The 15146-nt window shown below is 60.2% G+C and carries 11 protein-coding genes, 1 tRNA gene and 1 pseudogene; 8 read left to right on the top strand and 5 right to left on the bottom strand.

All coding sequences use genetic code 11. From position 1 onward, the window contains the following. Positions 1-9: 9 nt before the first annotated feature. From pheT to ACNFCI_RS09270, 4 genes are all read left to right on the top strand, one after another. Positions 10-2391, top strand: coding sequence for a phenylalanine--tRNA ligase subunit beta (gene pheT / locus ACNFCI_RS09285; protein WP_368829101.1), 2382 nt, complete (start codon positions 10-12; stop codon positions 2389-2391). A 3-nt stretch (positions 2392-2394) separates the two neighbouring features. Then, positions 2395-2697: an integration host factor subunit alpha gene (gene ihfA, locus ACNFCI_RS09280; protein ID WP_003250679.1), complete on the top strand. Its 303-nt coding sequence runs from the start codon at positions 2395-2397 to the stop codon at positions 2695-2697. Continuing rightward, complete coding sequence (locus tag ACNFCI_RS09275) at positions 2678-3034, top strand: MerR family transcriptional regulator (RefSeq protein WP_043213594.1); 357 nt, start codon at positions 2678-2680, stop codon at positions 3032-3034. Before ihfA ends, ACNFCI_RS09275 begins: the two co-directional genes overlap by 20 nt. Positions 3035-3119: 85 nt before the next feature. Next, positions 3120-3196, top strand: a tRNA-Pro gene (locus tag ACNFCI_RS09270). 1172 nt (positions 3197-4368) lie between these two features. Here the strand turns inward: ACNFCI_RS09270 and ACNFCI_RS09265 are convergent. The 3 genes from ACNFCI_RS09265 to ACNFCI_RS09255 all read right to left on the bottom strand — a co-directional run bounded on the left by ACNFCI_RS09265 (position 4369) and on the right by ACNFCI_RS09255 (position 8333). Next, positions 4369-5715, bottom strand: coding sequence for an OprD family porin (locus ACNFCI_RS09265; RefSeq protein WP_368829100.1), 1347 nt, complete (start codon positions 5713-5715; stop codon positions 4369-4371). Between the two features lie 100 nt (positions 5716-5815). Beyond that, on the bottom strand, positions 5816-7132 hold the full coding sequence (locus ACNFCI_RS09260; RefSeq protein WP_368829099.1) for an MFS transporter: 1317 nt from the start codon (positions 7130-7132) through the stop codon (positions 5816-5818). A 25-nt stretch (positions 7133-7157) separates the two neighbouring features. Then, positions 7158-8333 (bottom strand): M20 aminoacylase family protein, encoded by a 1176-nt coding sequence (locus ACNFCI_RS09255; protein WP_368829098.1) that lies wholly within the window; start codon positions 8331-8333, stop codon positions 7158-7160. A 145-nt stretch (positions 8334-8478) separates the two neighbouring features. On the opposite strand from ACNFCI_RS09255, the gene ACNFCI_RS09250 reads away from it, so the two are divergent. Then, the gene (locus ACNFCI_RS09250) at positions 8479-9429 is read left to right on the top strand and encodes a LysR family transcriptional regulator (RefSeq protein WP_368829097.1); all 951 of its coding nucleotides are present in this window, start codon (positions 8479-8481) and stop codon (positions 9427-9429) included. Between the two features lie 77 nt (positions 9430-9506). Here the strand turns inward: ACNFCI_RS09250 and ACNFCI_RS09245 are convergent, their stop codons facing one another. Then, on the bottom strand, positions 9507-10418 hold the full coding sequence (locus tag ACNFCI_RS09245) for an FKBP-type peptidyl-prolyl cis-trans isomerase N-terminal domain-containing protein (protein WP_368829096.1): 912 nt from the start codon (positions 10416-10418) through the stop codon (positions 9507-9509). Positions 10419-10632: 214 nt separating this feature from the next. After that, on the bottom strand, positions 10633-11010 hold the full coding sequence (locus tag ACNFCI_RS09240) for a type 1 fimbrial protein (RefSeq protein WP_368829095.1): 378 nt from the start codon (positions 11008-11010) through the stop codon (positions 10633-10635). 370 nt (positions 11011-11380) lie between these two features. Between ACNFCI_RS09240 and ACNFCI_RS09235 the strand changes: the two genes are divergently transcribed. The 3 genes and pseudogenes from ACNFCI_RS09235 to glsA form a co-directional block, all read left to right on the top strand. Beyond that, positions 11381-12337 carry a fimbrial protein gene (locus ACNFCI_RS09235; RefSeq protein WP_368829094.1) on the top strand — a complete coding sequence of 319 codons (957 nt, stop codon included), beginning with the start codon at positions 11381-11383 and terminating at the stop codon, positions 12335-12337. Between the two features lie 278 nt (positions 12338-12615). Next, positions 12616-13578, top strand: a complete 963-nt coding sequence (locus ACNFCI_RS09230) for a fimbrial protein (RefSeq protein WP_368829093.1) — start codon at positions 12616-12618, stop codon at positions 13576-13578. Between the two features lie 846 nt (positions 13579-14424). After that, positions 14425-15048: pseudogene (gene glsA / locus ACNFCI_RS09225) on the top strand (glutaminase A); the annotation flags it as partial. Between the last annotated feature and the right edge of the window lie 98 nt (positions 15049-15146).

Here is a 15146-nt window from a genome sequence, read left to right as displayed (position 1 = left end):
GAGAACAGCATGAAATTCAGTGAACAGTGGCTGCGCGGTTGGGTCAACCCGCAAGTCTCCCGTGACGAACTGGTCGCCCGCCTGTCCATGGCCGGCCTCGAAGTCGACAGCGTAACCCCTGCTGCCGGCCAGTTCAGCGGCATCGTGGTGGGCGAGATCCTCACCACCGAACAACACCCGGACGCCGACAAGCTGCGCGTGTGCCAGGTGAGCAACGGCCAGGAAACCTTCCAGGTCGTCTGCGGCGCCCCGAACGCACGCCCTGGCATCAAGATCCCGTTCGCCATGATCGGTGCCGAACTGCCAGGCGACTTCAAGATCAAGAAGGCCAAGCTGCGTGGCGTCGAGTCCTTCGGCATGCTGTGCTCGGCTGCAGAGCTGCAAATCAGCGAAGAGAACGACGGCCTGCTGGAGCTGGCAGCTGACGCCCCGGTCGGCGAAGACATTCGCGCCTACCTGAACCTGGACGACGCCAGCATCGAGATCGGCCTGACCCCGAACCGCGGCGACTGCCTGTCCATCGCGGGCCTGGCCCGTGACGTTAGCGCCCTGTACGACACCCCGGTCACCCGCCCAGTGGTGCCGGCCGTACCGGCCGCCCACGACGAAGTGCGCCCGGTCGAAGTTTCGGCCCCGGCTGCTTGCCCGCGCTATCTGGGCCGCGTGATCCGCAACGTCGACCTGAGCAAGCCGACCCCGCTGTGGATGGTCGAGCGTCTGCGCCGCAGCGACGTGCGCAGCATCGACGCCGCCGTCGACATCACCAACTACGTGATGCTCGAACTTGGCCAGCCGATGCATGCCTTCGACCTCGCCGAAATCAATGGCGGCATCCGCGTGCGCATGGCCGAGGAGGGCGAGAAGCTCGTTCTGCTGGACGGTCAGGAAGTCGCCCTGCGTGCCGACACCTTGGTCATCGCCGACCACACCCGTGCCCTGGCCATCGCCGGTGTCATGGGGGGCGAGCACAGCGGTGTGAACACCGAGAAGACCCGCGACCTGTTCCTGGAAAGCGCCTTCTTCGAGCCGATTTCCGTGGCTGGCAAGGCCCGTTCCTACGGCCTGCACACCGATGCCTCGCACCGCTACGAGCGCGGCGTCGACTCGCAGCTGGCCCGTGAAGCCATGGAGCGCGCCACCGCACTGGTACTGGAAATCGTCGGCGGCGAAGCCGGCCCCATCGTCGAGGCCGTGAGCGAGCAGCACCTGCCCAAGGTCGCGCCGGTCACCCTGCGCGCCGAACGCATCAACCAGATGCTCGGCATGGACATGGACGCTGCCCAGGTCGAGCAGCTGCTCAACGCCCTGGAACTGAAAACCAGCGCCAGCGGAGCAGGGCAGTGGACCGTCGAAGTCCCCAGCCACCGCTTCGATATCAGCCTGGAAGTCGACCTGATCGAAGAACTGGCCCGCCTGTACGGCTACAACAACCTGCCGGTACGCTACCCGCAGGCCCGCCTGGCTCCCCAGGCCCGTCCGGAGTCCCGTGGCGAGCTGCCGACCCTGCGCCGCCTGCTGGTTGCCCGTGGCTACCAGGAAGCCATCACCTACAGCTTCATCGACCCGAAACTGTTCGAGCTGTTCACCCCAGGCGTCGAGCCGCTGCTGCTGGCCAACCCCATCTCCAGCGACATGGCCGCCATGCGCGCGTCCCTGTGGCCGGGCCTGGTCAAGGCGCTGCAACACAACCTCAACCGCCAGCAGGACCGGGTACGCCTGTTCGAAAGCGGCCTGCGCTTCGTCGGCCAGCTGGGCGACCTCAAGCAGCAGCCGATGATCGCCGGCGTCGCCACCGGCAGCCGCCTGCCGGAAGGCTGGGCCAACGGCCGTGACAGCATCGACTTCTTCGATGTGAAGGCCGATGTCGAAGCCCTGCTGGGCTATTCGGGCGCCCTGGGCGACTTCACCTTCGTCGCTGGCAACCACCCAGCTCTGCATCCTGGCCAGACCGCCCGCATCGAGCGCGACGGCAAGGAAGTCGGCTACCTCGGCGCTATCCACCCAGAGCTGGCCAAGACCCTGGGCCTGGAGCGCCCAGTGTTCGTCTTCGAGCTGGTACTGGGCGACGTGGTCGAAGGCCGCCTGCCGAAGTTCAGTGAGCTGTCCAAGTTCCCGGAAGTGAGGCGTGACCTGGCGTTGATCGCAGGACGTGATGTAGCTTCTAGCTCGGTGCTTGAAGTAATTCGTGACAATGCGGGCGAATGGCTCACAGACCTCAGGCTGTTTGACGTCTACCAAGGTAAAGGTATTGATCCTGATAGAAAAAGCCTGGCCGTCGGCTTGACCTGGCAGCATCCATCGCGCACTCTTAACGACGATGAGGTGAACACTACCCTGCAAAACATCCTCACCTCGCTTGAACAAAGGTTGAACACCACGTTAAGGAAATAGCGTATGGGTGCTCTGACGAAAGCTGAGATGGCCGAAAGGCTGTACGAGGAGCTGGGGCTCAACAAGAGAGAGGCCAAGGAGCTGGTCGAGCTGTTTTTCGAAGAAATTCGGCACGCACTTGAAGAGAACGAGCAGGTCAAGCTGTCCGGTTTCGGCAACTTCGACCTTCGCGACAAACGCCAGCGGCCGGGCCGCAACCCCAAAACGGGGGAAGAGATCCCGATCACCGCTCGCCGTGTCGTCACCTTTCGTCCAGGGCAGAAACTGAAAGCCCGGGTTGAGGCCTATGCTGGAACCAAGCCATAACGACGAGCTGCCCCCCATTCCGGGCAAGCGCTACTTCACCATCGGTGAGGTCAGTGAGCTCTGTGCGGTAAAACCGCACGTGCTGCGTTATTGGGAACAGGAGTTCCCGCAACTCAACCCGGTCAAGCGCCGCGGCAACCGGCGGTATTACCAGCGCCAAGATGTGCTGATGATCCGCCAGATCCGCGCGCTGCTGTATGACCAGGGCTTCACCATCGGCGGTGCGCGATTGCGCCTCTCCAGTGATGAAGCCAAGGATGACACTACCCAGTACAAGCAATTGATTCGGCAGATGATTGCGGAATTGGAGGATGTGCTGGTGGTGTTGAAGAAGTGACCTGATTTTTTTTGAAAAAAAGCTTCCATTATTCAAAAGGTTAGGGTAAATTCTTCACCGTTCTCAGCAACATCGAGAATGATGTCGGGGCGTAGCGCAGCCCGGTAGCGCACTTGCATGGGGTGCAAGGGGTCGAGTGTTCGAATCACTCCGTCCCGACCAAAAAACTCCAAAGAATCCAGTCACTTAATGGTGACTGGATTTTTTTATGGCCAACCGATAGATGCCGGCGTCTATTTTCACCCCACTTTTTACCCCACCGAATTTCAGCGACCTCGTTCATGCGTCCTGACCATCAGAGTCTGGATTAAATGACCCCAATGTTGTGTGTGAGCACCATTCGGTTCAAAGAGACCTGCTGCGGACGCTTGGGGGCCTCGCTGGTACATGCCATCTTTAAATGGCTGATATTGGCATAGGCCAATTCTTTGCCGCGCTGTTCGAGCTGCACAAGTGAACAGCCCGCCTGGGCAAAGAATACGTGCGGAGTGGGTATCTACGCGGTCTGAAGGGCGTGAACCTTCCTGAGTAGGCGCCGTGCGAGGGCATGAATAAGCCGGATTGGTCGATGAGCGCCAGGTTCGGCGATTGCAGGCCTATGCGCTGGCTCGCCAAGTGCGCTGTGCTGGAACCTTATGCCCGAGACGCTGCGCGGGCTGTGGAAGCAGCACCTGCGTTGTGCGAGGGGGCAGAGATGCTGCTGAGAAGTATCCAAAGTATCTGGCCTAGGATGACCCGGAATAGCGGGATGGTGGCTAGTGTGTTTCCGGCAGAACGGAAGCTCGGGGCCTTAGTGCAGACTGGCGTTAGAGCCGCAGTCTGCGCCTATTGCAAGCGGTGCTGGCGCGGACCTCCCGTTCTTCGTTGGTGTCACGCGGGTACCTTGTTACTGTGGTCCATCGCCACTCTAGGGTGATCCCACGGTATTTGGGCTCTTGCTCGCCAGCATGCGCGTCGGTGTGGTGCTCCGAACGGAAATGTCCGGGCAGATGCGCAATTTCCTGGCCTGACTGGCGGCTTGTGAGCCAAGGGCGCCTCGGTTGGCTAGATTGCCACCACGGCATGATCATCGTACCGATCTGCTATAGCCCCAACGTTGTGTCCACGTCCGGAGGTGCTATCCTTTCGGGGCCTTAACTATACCAGTGGCTACGGCATTGCACGGCACAAGGCGAGTGTGAACCTGATCGACAAACTCGCGGGTCGACAGCATCCAGGGCGATGCCTGCGGCACGTTCGTACTAGAAGGCCTCGTCTCTTCAGCTCCTCCCTCTTTGATTGACAGGCACAGGCCTGAAAAGCGGCAGTACACCCTGCCGCAGCCTGGGCGCGTCTCAGAGTGTGAGCGGGTACTCAATGATCAACCGCACCTCGTTGATATCCTGCAGGTCGACCTGTGCCTCGCGGTTGCCGCGGTAGTTGGCAACGCGGGTGCGCACGGAGAGGTCCCGAGCTAAGCCCTGTTGCACCACGTAACGCAGCTCGAGGTCCAGCTCGTGCCAGCGAGCGCCGTCGTACTCCCCATAGCTCGACAGCGGGCCGCCGGCATAGTGCGGCCCCGGACGCCAATGCGCGTCGCTGGCGCTGCTGCCGGTGACGTAGCGGGTCATGAAGCTCAACCCGGGGACGCCATACCCGGCCAGGTTAAGGTCATATCTCACTTGTCGGGACTTCATGCCGGGGGCGTTGAAGTCGGAAATCTGCACCGAGTTGGCCAAGTCGATGGACAATCCGCCGACATAATCGAAAGGGGTATCGCCATCGACCTGCTGGTACGCCAGGGTCACGCGGTGGGCGCCATATCGCCAGGCGGTCGCGAGGCTCCAACTGATGTTGTCCACCCGGCCTGACAAGGCGCGGCCGGTATCGTCACTGCGGTACAGGTGTAGGTCGACGTTCAGGCCGCTGGCGGAGGAAAGAGGCACGTCCTGGTTGAGATTGATGTAGTGCTGCAACCAGTTGTCCTCGGCCCGGGCGTGAAAGAGCTTGAGGCATAAGGTGTCGTTGACTTGGTAAGTGGCACCGAGAAAGTCCAGGCTGCGCACTTCTACATCGGAATAGCGGGTGCGCAGGCTGTCGTCTGCGTTGTTCGACGTGAAATCGTGATAGGCGGTGAAGTGCCCCATTTCGAGCAGCAGCCCAGGTACAGCATCGTGGCGCAGGTACAAGCCGGTGGCCATCTCGGGCAGCAAGCGGCTGTCGGCGGTGGTGAACACCGGGGTCGAGGTGCGCATCTGGCCCCACTTCAACTCACCGCCGAGCCCGTGTGCCTTCAGCGCGGCACCGGCGTGGCTGTAGTCGTCTGCCACCTCTGCGTTGCGTTGGCGGTTATGGCTGATCGGCAGCAGTAGGGTTCCGGTGCGTCCGGGGCCGCTGTCGAGCTTGAGGCCGAGCTGGGCATGGGCATCGAGCCCTAGGCCCAGGGTGCCCTGGGTAAAGCCCGAGGTCAGGCCAAGCATGACACCATGGGCCCATTCCTGGCGGTACCCGTTGCGTTGGTTGGCAGGCAGGGCAGCATTGTTGCCCTGGCCATTGCTGGCACCGTTGCGAAAGTCGCGATTGAAATAGAAGTTGCGGTTGCGCAGCTCCAGCTGGCTGTCTTCGACGAGGCCATGGGGTTCAGCCAGGGCGTCGGTGGCTAGCAGGGCGCTGCAAAGCAGTGTGGCATGGCGATGGAGCATCGAGGTTTACCTGTTGTTCTTGTTCTGGGCGCAGCCGGGTGCCGCAGGCCATTGGCCTGTGGTCGTAGAAAGGGGAGGGCTCGTCCGTGAGCCGGTGTTATCAGTCGAGGTCTTTGCCGGCGGTTTCCGGCGCCAGCTTCAGGCCGACCAGCGACAGCAGGATTGCCGCGATGATGTAGAACGCCGGAGCATTGGTGTTGCCGGTGAGGCCGACCAGGCCAGCGGCGAAGAACTGGGCGAAGCCGCCGAACAGGGCCACGCCGATGCAGTAGGCAAGGGACATGCCGCTGGCGCGGATGCGCGTGGGGAACAGCTCCGGCAGGATCGCCAGGTTGGGCACGATGGTGTAGGTCAGCGGGATGCTCAGCACGAACACCACGGTCAGCAGCATGGGCAGGCTGGGGTGCTGGTTGAGTACCAGGAAGGCTGGGTAGATTGCCACCAGCAGGATGGGCAGGGGCCAGAAGATCGCCTTGCGCCTGCCGATGCGGTCACTCAAGCGCCCGGCATGGGCCGATAGCAGCAAGGGGGGCAGGCAGGCCACGATCGCCGCCCAGGTGCCGCTGGCCAGGGGCATGCCGAGCACGCCGATGGCATGGTTGGCCAGGTAGAACTGGATGGTGTAGATCGGTACCGTGGCACCGATCACCAGCAGCACGCCCGCCAGCATCTGCCGCGGATGTTGCAGCAGTTGGGCCAGCTGTTTGCCTTGGGACGCCGATGCGCGGCTGCGCGAGGCCTGGCGGTGGGCATGGGTTTCCTCCAGGCGGTGGCGAATGTACTCGCTGACGGGGATCGCCAGGATGCCGATGGCGAAGATCACGCGCCAGCCCCAACTGTCCATGGCCTGCGGGCTGAGCAGATTGCTCAGCAGCGTGACCATCAGTGCGCCCAGGCAGATGCCGAGGCTCTGACTGAAGGTCTGCCAACTGCAGTAGTAGCCGCGCGAGTGCTTGTCGGCATATTCCATGAGCATGGTGGTCGACGTGCCGATCTGCCCACCAACGGCGAATCCCTGCAAGAGCCTGGCGGTGATCACCACGGCCGGGCCTAGCAGGCCGGCCTGGGCATAGGTGGGCGCAACGGTGAACATCAGCGAACCGATTGCCATCAGCCACAAGGTCAGACGCATGGCAGCCTTGCGTCCGACACGGTCGGCATACAGGCCGATCACCAGGCCGCCCAGCGGGCGCATGACGAAGCCGGTGCCGAACACGGCCAGTGATAGCATCAATGGGATCAGTGGGTGGTCACTGAAAGGGAAGAACAGCCTGGCCATGAGCGTGGCCAGCAGGCTGTAGACCAGAAAGTCGTAGAACTCCAGGGCATTACCCATGCAGATGGCGGCGATTGCCCGGCGTCTGCTGGGTTGTGTGGTGCTGGTGTCGGTGGCGAAGTGTGTTGTTCTTGTTGTCATCGTCATTGCTCTCTTGCGGTGGCCGTCAGGCCAGGAAACGCTGTGCCAGGCGCACCCAGAAGGTTGCGCCAAGGGGGAGTGCCAGGTCGTTGAAGTCGTAGCCGGGGTTGTGCACTTCGCAGCTGCCGTAGCCGTCACCATTGCCGATCAGCACATAGCAACCCGGCACGCGCTCCAACCAGAAAGCGAAGTCATCGCTTGCGCAGATTGGTTTTTGGCCCGACGCCAATCCCTCGTCGCCAAGCCACTCGCGTATGACTGTTTCGGCCAGCCGAGTGGCCTCGTGGTCGTTGAGCAGCACTGGGTAACCTTCGCTGAAGCGCACCGTGGCGGTGCCCCCATAGCTGAGTGCGTGGTGTTCGGCGAGGACCTGGATGCGCTTGCGCAGCAGGTCGCGCACGGCTGGGTCGAGCGTGCGCACGCTTAGGCGCAGCTCGGCCTGGCCGGGGATCACATTGGCGGCATCGCCGGCCAGGAAGGCGCCCACGGTGATAATGGCCGTCTCGCTGGGGGGGACGTTGCGCGAGACGATGGTCTGCAGCGCCAGCACCAGCGATGCGCCGATCACCACAGGGTCGATCGCCTTGTCCGGCATGGCTCCATGGCCTCCGTTGCCTTGGATGACGATGGTCACGCTGTCGGTGGAGGCCATGCGTGGCCCGGCGAGTACGCCGAACATGCCCAACGGCATGCCGGGGGAGTTGTGCAGGGCGTAAACCGCATCGCAGGGGAAGCGCTCGAACACCCCTTCATCGAGCATACGCTTGGCGCCCGAGCCGCCATGGCCCTCTTCGGCGGGCTGGAAGAACAGGTGCAGGGTGCCACGCCAGTGACGTTCGCGGGCCAGCTCGCAGGCGGCGGCCAGTAGCATCGCGGTATGCCCGTCATGGCCGCAGGCGTGCATCTTGCCAGGCACGGTGCTGGCCCAGGGGCGGCCGCTTTGCTCTTCGATGGGCAAGGCATCGAGCTCGGCGCGCAAACCCAGTGTCGGGCCCGTACCGTTGCGCAGAGTGGCGACTACCGCGGTGCCCGCCATGCCCTGATGAACCTCGTAGCCCCATTGACGCAGATGGCTGATGACACGAGCGCAGGTGGAGAACTCTTCGAAGCCCAGTTCAGGCTCGCGATGGATCGCGCGGCGCAGCTCGACCATGGCAGGGATGATGGCAGCGATGCCGGGGGCGATGCAGGTGTTGTTCATGTTGTGCTTTCCTGGTCTGCGAGGCGACACTGCTGGCCCGTTGGCGGCCTTGGCCTCGTGCTCTAACCTAGCGCCAGCGGCGGTAGGACATAAGCCGCAAAAATGTTGTCATGACGACCCTTGGTGTTCAGGTGGGAGGCTTTTCGTGAAGCTGCATCAGCTACAGGCTTTGATCGCGGTCGCCGACCACGGCGGTATCCGGTCGGCTGCACGCGCCCTGGGCTTGTCCCAGGCCGCGGTCACCCGCGCCTTGCGTGAGCTGGAAGAAGAGCAGGGGCTGCCGTTGCTGGCCCGCCATGCAGGCGGTGCGCGCCTGGCCAGCGCGGGCCTGACCTTGCTCCCTCACGCGCGGCAGATCGCCAGCCAGCTGGAAAAGGCCCAGCGCGACCTGGCGAGCCTGCGTGGCGAGGCACCGACCCGCTTGTGCGTAGGCATCACGCCGTGGTTCGGGCAGACCTTGTTGGGTGCGGCGCTACAAGCCTTCCGCCAGGAGATGCCAACGGTTCAGCTGGAGCTGTACGAAGGCCTGCAGGCGGTCAGCCTGGCACTGCTGCGCAATGGGCAGATGCAGTTCGCCTTGGGGCCGATGGGGGGCTTGCCAGGGCAGGAGTTCAGCCACCAGGTGCTGGCCCATTACCCGATGCATGTGCTGGCCCGTATCGGACACCCGATGCAGGGCGCGCGCTCGCTCGGCCAGTTGCTGGAGCAGGAGTGGGTCATGAACTTCACCCAGGCCGGGCAGCATGCGTTGATGCATCAGCTGTTCGGCCGCCATGGCCTGACTATCGAGCCGGGGCGTATCGTCTGCGCCCAGTCCAGCGCCATGCTCAGCAGCCTGATCGTGGACGCCGGCATGCTCGGCTATTCGCCCGGGCCGATGCTGTTGTGCGAGCCGCTTCGCGGCAAGGCGCAGGCGTTGGCATTGGACGAGTTGCTGGGCGAGGGAGAGATCAGCGTGATCCATCTGCGCGACCAAGCCCTGGACCCGGCTGCGCTCTGCTTGGTGCGTTGTCTGCGACAAGCCCTGAAGGCATGCAGCCGATCACGCAATGCCGATGATCGGCAACTGGCCGGGATGCTACGGCTGAGTTTCTAAGTTGGCTGCAAGGCAGGTGCCGATTCCGCCTGTGCCTGACAGTCATGTTGGTAGCAGGCCAATAGTGTGAGGCTGAGCTACTTGATGCCGATTACCTTGATGGTGACGATTGAGAGGTTGCCGGGGGGAATACCTCTGGGAGCAGCTCGTTCATCATCAGCTGTGTCTATAGGGATATGAATTTTAGCCGAGCCACCGAGCCCAAGCTGTTTGAGTATTGTTCGAAACGGTGGCGGTAAGCGTTTCACCTTGCTGTTCCTCGACTCCCGGCTAGCTAAAATCTCGCCTGTTCCGAGCTGTTCATCGAACTCGAACAAGATGTCGCTCTGATCAGTCACCGTAGGCGCCTTGCCTTTATCGAGAATTCGATAGATCACGCCTCCCGGCAATGCGAGCGCGCCTTTTTCCTTAGCGGCAGCTGATAGCAATGCCTGACGGTGCTTTTGAGCTCTGGCGCGATTCACCTCTTCTAACTGCAGGTCGATGCTGGAGAGCTCTGCGGAAACCTGATCCTTGGGCAACTGCATCTGGGCGTGTAAGCGGTCGTTGAATCCTTGGGTGAGCGCGAGAAGGTCCAATTTCTTCCCAATGGAGGCGAGTTGTTCGGTTTCGAGAGAGGCTCTTTCCGCATAGCGCGCGCCCATTACATAGCTGGCACGAGCATCGTTCGATGTCTCATCACTCAAGACAAACTGTCTTGCCGCGTCAGCGGGCGCGTGTTGCCCTTGAGCAGCCAAGAGTGCTGCTTGGCGGTCCGCGAGCTGCAGATTCGCCGTTACCAACTGGGTAGCCCGCTGTTCCAAATCGGCCAGTGTGTCCATCAGGCCATTTCGCTGCTCAAGTGCATCGTCAAGCTGCTTGCGCAGGTAGACGATGCGAGCGTACTCCTTCTGCTGGGCAGGAGTGAAGTGTGCGTCTTCGTTAGAGGCAGCGACTGCATGATGCAGCAATGTTAGGCTAAAAACGGCGGCGCTTAAGTACTTTCCCATCGCTCATGTGAATCCTTGGCAGTTTCTAAGAGTAGAAAAGCTGCGTTGCTAGATTGAGCGCGGGTGGCGTGCAACTTTTCCTGCTAGAGGCAAAAGTTTGCACTCGCCTGAGGTATTAGGTCATGGGTGTTGTGGGCTGAAGAATAGGATGAATCCTATTTTCTACGGTGTCGCAGGCAAAGGGCGTCGCGATACAAGGGACGCCCTCGGTCACTCAGGGCATGGACACCGTAACGAGAAAATTGCCGGTGGTTATTGGTTTGCCAGCGCGGTCCACCAAGGTGTATTGCTGATCGAAGTAGCGGCTTTCGGTCGTTCGGCTGACGACTAACTTAGCCTGCACCGGTGTGAAGTCCGTTGAGCTGAGCGACAATTGGGATCGGACTTGCTGCACACTGACATCAATGTGACGGGAGGGAATGGGACAAGCCTCCATGCGCCAACCGGTGGAGTCGGACGAGGTTCTACAGGGCGACTCAACTACATGACCGGTAAAGCGGATGACACCAGCCCCCACGCGTGTTTCTGCCTGGGTCAGCGGAAACGCGCTCAGCACTGCTATTGTGAGCACTACCGGAAACTTGCCGTTCATGACCAATCTCCTCGAAAAATTGCCTCGTCTTGAGTATCGACCGAATTTTCGGGTTCTTAAGAGTTATCTTATTGCGGGGGCGATAAGTTTGCAGATGCAAAGGCGATTGGCTGCATAGCTAGGCGATCTGTGCGTACAGCCTGCCCCAGCTAAAAGTAGTCATGAAACGCTGCGAATCGATGTGCCCTCTAAACGGATCGGTTGAGAGCGTTTAGCGGCGAGCGCGTCTGTCCCGGTGTCCGCCGAGGTGGAATAAGGTTCGTCTGATGTGGGAGGGCGGCAGCTGCCTCTAGGGTTGTGGCGCATTGTAGAGTGTTCTTAAAGCGCTGAGCGAAGACAGGGCGTGGGCCCGTTGGGGAGCAAAAGCAGCATGCGTCATGGTACTTCGTCTCTCGGCAAATTGGCCTTGGGTGTTGCAGCGATCCTGCTCGGGAGGGTGGAGTTGGCCCAAGCGATATGTTTTGGAGACCCCACGCGCTTCATCTCCTATTCCGGACCCGAAAACATCTCAGTACCGCGCGATGTGCCGGATGGGACCTTGCTCTACAGCGAGACGAAAACCCTGCCTCGCAGCAGTTTTGAATGCACTAGCCAAGAACTCTGGGGGTTAGATTTGGCCTCCGGGCGAGGTCCATCTCCCACGTCGAAGACGATAGATTTCCCCATCGGTGTTTCCGGACTGTCCTTCCGAATAAAGGTAGGGCTGGGAAGTGGTATGGGCTATGTCGCGTCTCTAGACCCACTCAAATGGGGTGCTTATTATCTTCGAGACGAGATGATCCTAGAAATCTACAAACGTGGTGCTCTTGCGCCTAGCGGGGTCGTGCGTGCCGGCGACCTAGGGGTCGTGAAGTTCGGTTCCAAGAACATTGTTGATATCGCGCTTGGCCTGAACATCAACGTAGTGGCCCTCTCCTGCGAGTCGCCGGATGTAAACGTGGCCATGGGCGACGACTACACGCTAGTCGACTTCGGTGACCCAGGCTCCACCGCCCGTGCGGTACCTTTCAACATCACGCTGAACAACTGTCCTAGTGGAATCACCAAGGTCAATTACCAACTGCAGGCGCTCACTCCTGTGGTTGACGCTGCCCAAGGGGTCGTCGGACTGAATGCAACATCGACTGCAGTGGGCATCGGGCTGCAAATTAAGGACGCCAATGGTCAGCCTGTGCCTTTAAATACACCGCGCACATTCACCGGCTATGACACCGGTGGTGGTAACTTTCTTATCCCTTTCACGGCCAGTTACTACCGCATGGCTATGGAATCACTTAGACCCGGCTCCGCCAACACCGAAATCACCTTCATCATGAGTTACCTGTAGCTCCAAAGCGCCCGCAGGTCTCTGCGAGCGGGCGAGGCGTGTGGCAACGAGCGCGATGCTATTTCGGGGGCAACCTTCACACATGCGTCAGGAGAAAATGCATCGCATGCCATGCGCTGTCGCGTTCTGCCGGTTAGGTGATGAAAGGCAAGTGTATTAAGACTTGTCTGATTGGGAGAGTGATCAGTGCTCAATAGACTTGAGCTCTTTTTCCGAGCGCTCTCAATCTGTTGGGCTAACGAGGAGAAGCGACAGGCCTGTAGGAGGGTACAAGCAGCATGAGCCATGGCAAATTACCCGGGGGCAAACTAGCCATTCGCATCTTCAGTGTCCTGGCGGCAGTGCTAGGGGTCGTTGATACAGCACAAGCCATATGTTTCGGGCACTCTACGCGCTACGTAACCTATGCCGTACCTGCCAATCTCACGATTCCGCCTAATGCACCGGATGGGACGCTGGTTTACAGCGAAACCCAGACCATTCCTCTCAGTGAGTTTGAATGCACAACCCAAGAACTTTGGGGGCTCGAGTTAGCGCCCAGACTGGGTCCAGCCCCGACGACGAAAACACAAGAGTTTCCCCTCGGCAATAGCGGTCTTTCCTTTCGAATAAAGACGGGCTTGGTAAATGGCGGTACTTATATCGCCTCACTGGCTCCACTCAAGGCGGGCAATTACAAACTTGAAGGCGACATGATCTTGGAGATCTACAAGACGGGCCCTTTGACGGCTAAAGGCATTGGAGGAGGCGATTTAGGTCTTGTGAGATACGGTCCGAGAAGAATCGTGGATCTCGTGCTCGGTCGTGATATCAATATCGTAGTCGGCTCCTGCGAGACACCGGATGTAGCGGTGGCCATGGGCGACGACTACAAATTGTTCGACTTCGGCGGCCCAGGCTCTACCGCCCGTGAAGTGCCCTTCAACCTCAAGCTGAACAACTGTCCCCAAGGGCTCACCAAGGTCAATTACCAACTCCAGGCGCTTACCCCGGTCATCGACTCTGCCCAAGGTGTCGTCGGGCTTAATACGACATCGACTGCCCGAGGTATCGGCTTGCAGATCAAGGACGCAAACGGCGTGCCTGTACCTTTGAACACACCGCGCAATTTCAGTGGCTACAACACCAGTGGCGGGAACTTCCTGATTCCCTTAATTGCTAATTATTATCGTCTCGGTACCGAGTCGCTTAAAGCTGGCTCCGCCAATACCGAGGTGACCTTCATCATGAGTTATCTATAGATCTCGGCCAGCACGCTCATTAGGTGGCAGCATGTGCATTGCGTTCTCTCTCTTGGTTGCATTATCGCTAGCGCTGCTAGCAAAACTCTGCGTGCGGCTAGTAAATTTGCACAATGGCAGGAAGGATGAAAGCAAATTTGTATATCTTTTAGTGCTACCTTTGATCATGGTCGCGGTCCCTGTTCTGTCTCACACGTTGATGGAGTTCTTCGATGTCAACCACCTGGAATGGTGAGGGCTGCACATTCATCATGCTGTAGCGCTACTCAATCTTCCGGGGTCGAGCGCCTTGGGGCGGATATCGGCAAGGTCGTGTACGGCTTTTCTTCTACATGCGTAGGATGTTTCCGAAAAGCGATCTCCCCCTCGGGTTGGTATTGAGGTGGGCTGAGCGGCCTCCTAGGCTTCATCTGGTTCGCCGTTTTTCACTGACGAGGGCTGGCCAGGCTACGGGCAGAGATCTGCGTAGGGTTGCGTAGGTCGGCTTGGTTGCCCTGGTTGGTCTTGAGCGGCGAACACCTGGGTTTTCAAGCGCCCCCGGCTGATGCCGGGGGCGTTTGTTTTTGTGGTGACGGTGTTTGGGTGGGGTCGGTTGGATGGCGGTGATGGGGTAGGCATCGCGGGACCGCTTTGCCCTTTCGCGGCATAAGGCCGCTCTTGCATTGCGGCAGACATTTTGGGGGTGAGTGCAATGAACGCCCTGCTCGAGCTGAAGGGGGGCGGGCGATCTACAAACAGCGAATAGCGTCAGCCATTTCTTCGCAAACATGTGATTTCTCCCCCACAGCCTGCGTCAAGAATGCCACCCCTTGCTGTCGTCTGGGGGACTGATACATAAGGCCTTCCATGCAAACGCTGTTGAACGAAATTCTCGACGAAGTGCGTCCCTTGATCGGCAAGGGCAAAGTGGCTGACTACATCCCTGCGCTGGCCGATGTCCCGGCGAACCAGCTGGGCATCGCGGTCTATGGCAACGATGGCAGCTATTACTGCGCAGGCGACGCGCGGGTGCCGTTTTCGGTGCAGAGTATTTCCAAGGTGTTCAGCCTGGTTCAGGCGATTGGCCACTCGGGGGAGGCGATCTGGGAGCGGTTGGGTCATGAGCCCTCGGGCCAGCCGTTCAACTCACTGGTGCAGCTGGAGTTCGAGCGCGGGCGTCCGCGCAATCCCTTCATCAACGCGGGGGCACTGGTGATTTGCGATATCAACCAATCGCGCTTCGCGGCACCTACGTTGTCGATGCGCGATTTCGTACGGCGGTTGTCGGGCAATCCACACATCTCGATCGATACCCGTGTGGCTGAATCGGAGTATCAGTTCCGCGCGCGCAATGCGGCCATGGCTTACCTGATGCAGTCGTTCGGTAACTTCCATAACGAAGTCGAGGCGGTGCTGCGCAGTTATTTCAGCTATTGCGCGCTGCAGATGAATTGTCTGGATCTGGCCCGGGCATTCTGGGCGGCGGCAAAAACTGAGTGCAACACCTGACCTTTCCGGTACGGTGCTGCCCCTATGTCTTATACCGAACTCAGCGTTGAAGAGCGCGCCACCATACAAATCGGTCGTAC

Source organism: Pseudomonas sp. NY15356 (genome assembly GCF_048068175.1).
Lineage (GTDB): Bacteria > Pseudomonadota > Gammaproteobacteria > Pseudomonadales > Pseudomonadaceae > Aquipseudomonas > Aquipseudomonas putida_K.
Note: the sequence above shows the minus strand (reverse complement) of the source record. Positions and strands in the feature narration are given on the sequence as shown.

What these genes read in the sequence shown, in the direction of transcription:
- ACNFCI_RS09260 (WP_368829099.1), bottom strand. Translation starts at nt 7,132, where the DNA reads ATGACAACAAGAACAACACACTTCGCCACCGACACCAGCACCACACAA.
- ACNFCI_RS09275 (WP_043213594.1), top strand. Translation starts at nt 2,678, where the DNA reads ATGCTGGAACCAAGCCATAACGACGAGCTGCCCCCCATTCCGGGCAAG.
- ACNFCI_RS09255 (WP_368829098.1), bottom strand. Translation starts at nt 8,333, where the DNA reads ATGAACAACACCTGCATCGCCCCCGGCATCGCTGCCATCATCCCTGCC.
- ACNFCI_RS09235 (WP_368829094.1), top strand. Translation starts at nt 11,381, where the DNA reads ATGCGTCATGGTACTTCGTCTCTCGGCAAATTGGCCTTGGGTGTTGCA.
- ACNFCI_RS09265 (WP_368829100.1), bottom strand. Translation starts at nt 5,715, where the DNA reads ATGCTCCATCGCCATGCCACACTGCTTTGCAGCGCCCTGCTAGCCACC.
- pheT (WP_368829101.1), top strand. Translation starts at nt 10, where the DNA reads ATGAAATTCAGTGAACAGTGGCTGCGCGGTTGGGTCAACCCGCAAGTC.
- ACNFCI_RS09230 (WP_368829093.1), top strand. Translation starts at nt 12,616, where the DNA reads ATGAGCCATGGCAAATTACCCGGGGGCAAACTAGCCATTCGCATCTTC.
- ACNFCI_RS09240 (WP_368829095.1), bottom strand. Translation starts at nt 11,010, where the DNA reads ATGAACGGCAAGTTTCCGGTAGTGCTCACAATAGCAGTGCTGAGCGCG.
- ACNFCI_RS09245 (WP_368829096.1), bottom strand. Translation starts at nt 10,418, where the DNA reads ATGGGAAAGTACTTAAGCGCCGCCGTTTTTAGCCTAACATTGCTGCAT.
- ihfA (WP_003250679.1), top strand. Translation starts at nt 2,395, where the DNA reads ATGGGTGCTCTGACGAAAGCTGAGATGGCCGAAAGGCTGTACGAGGAG.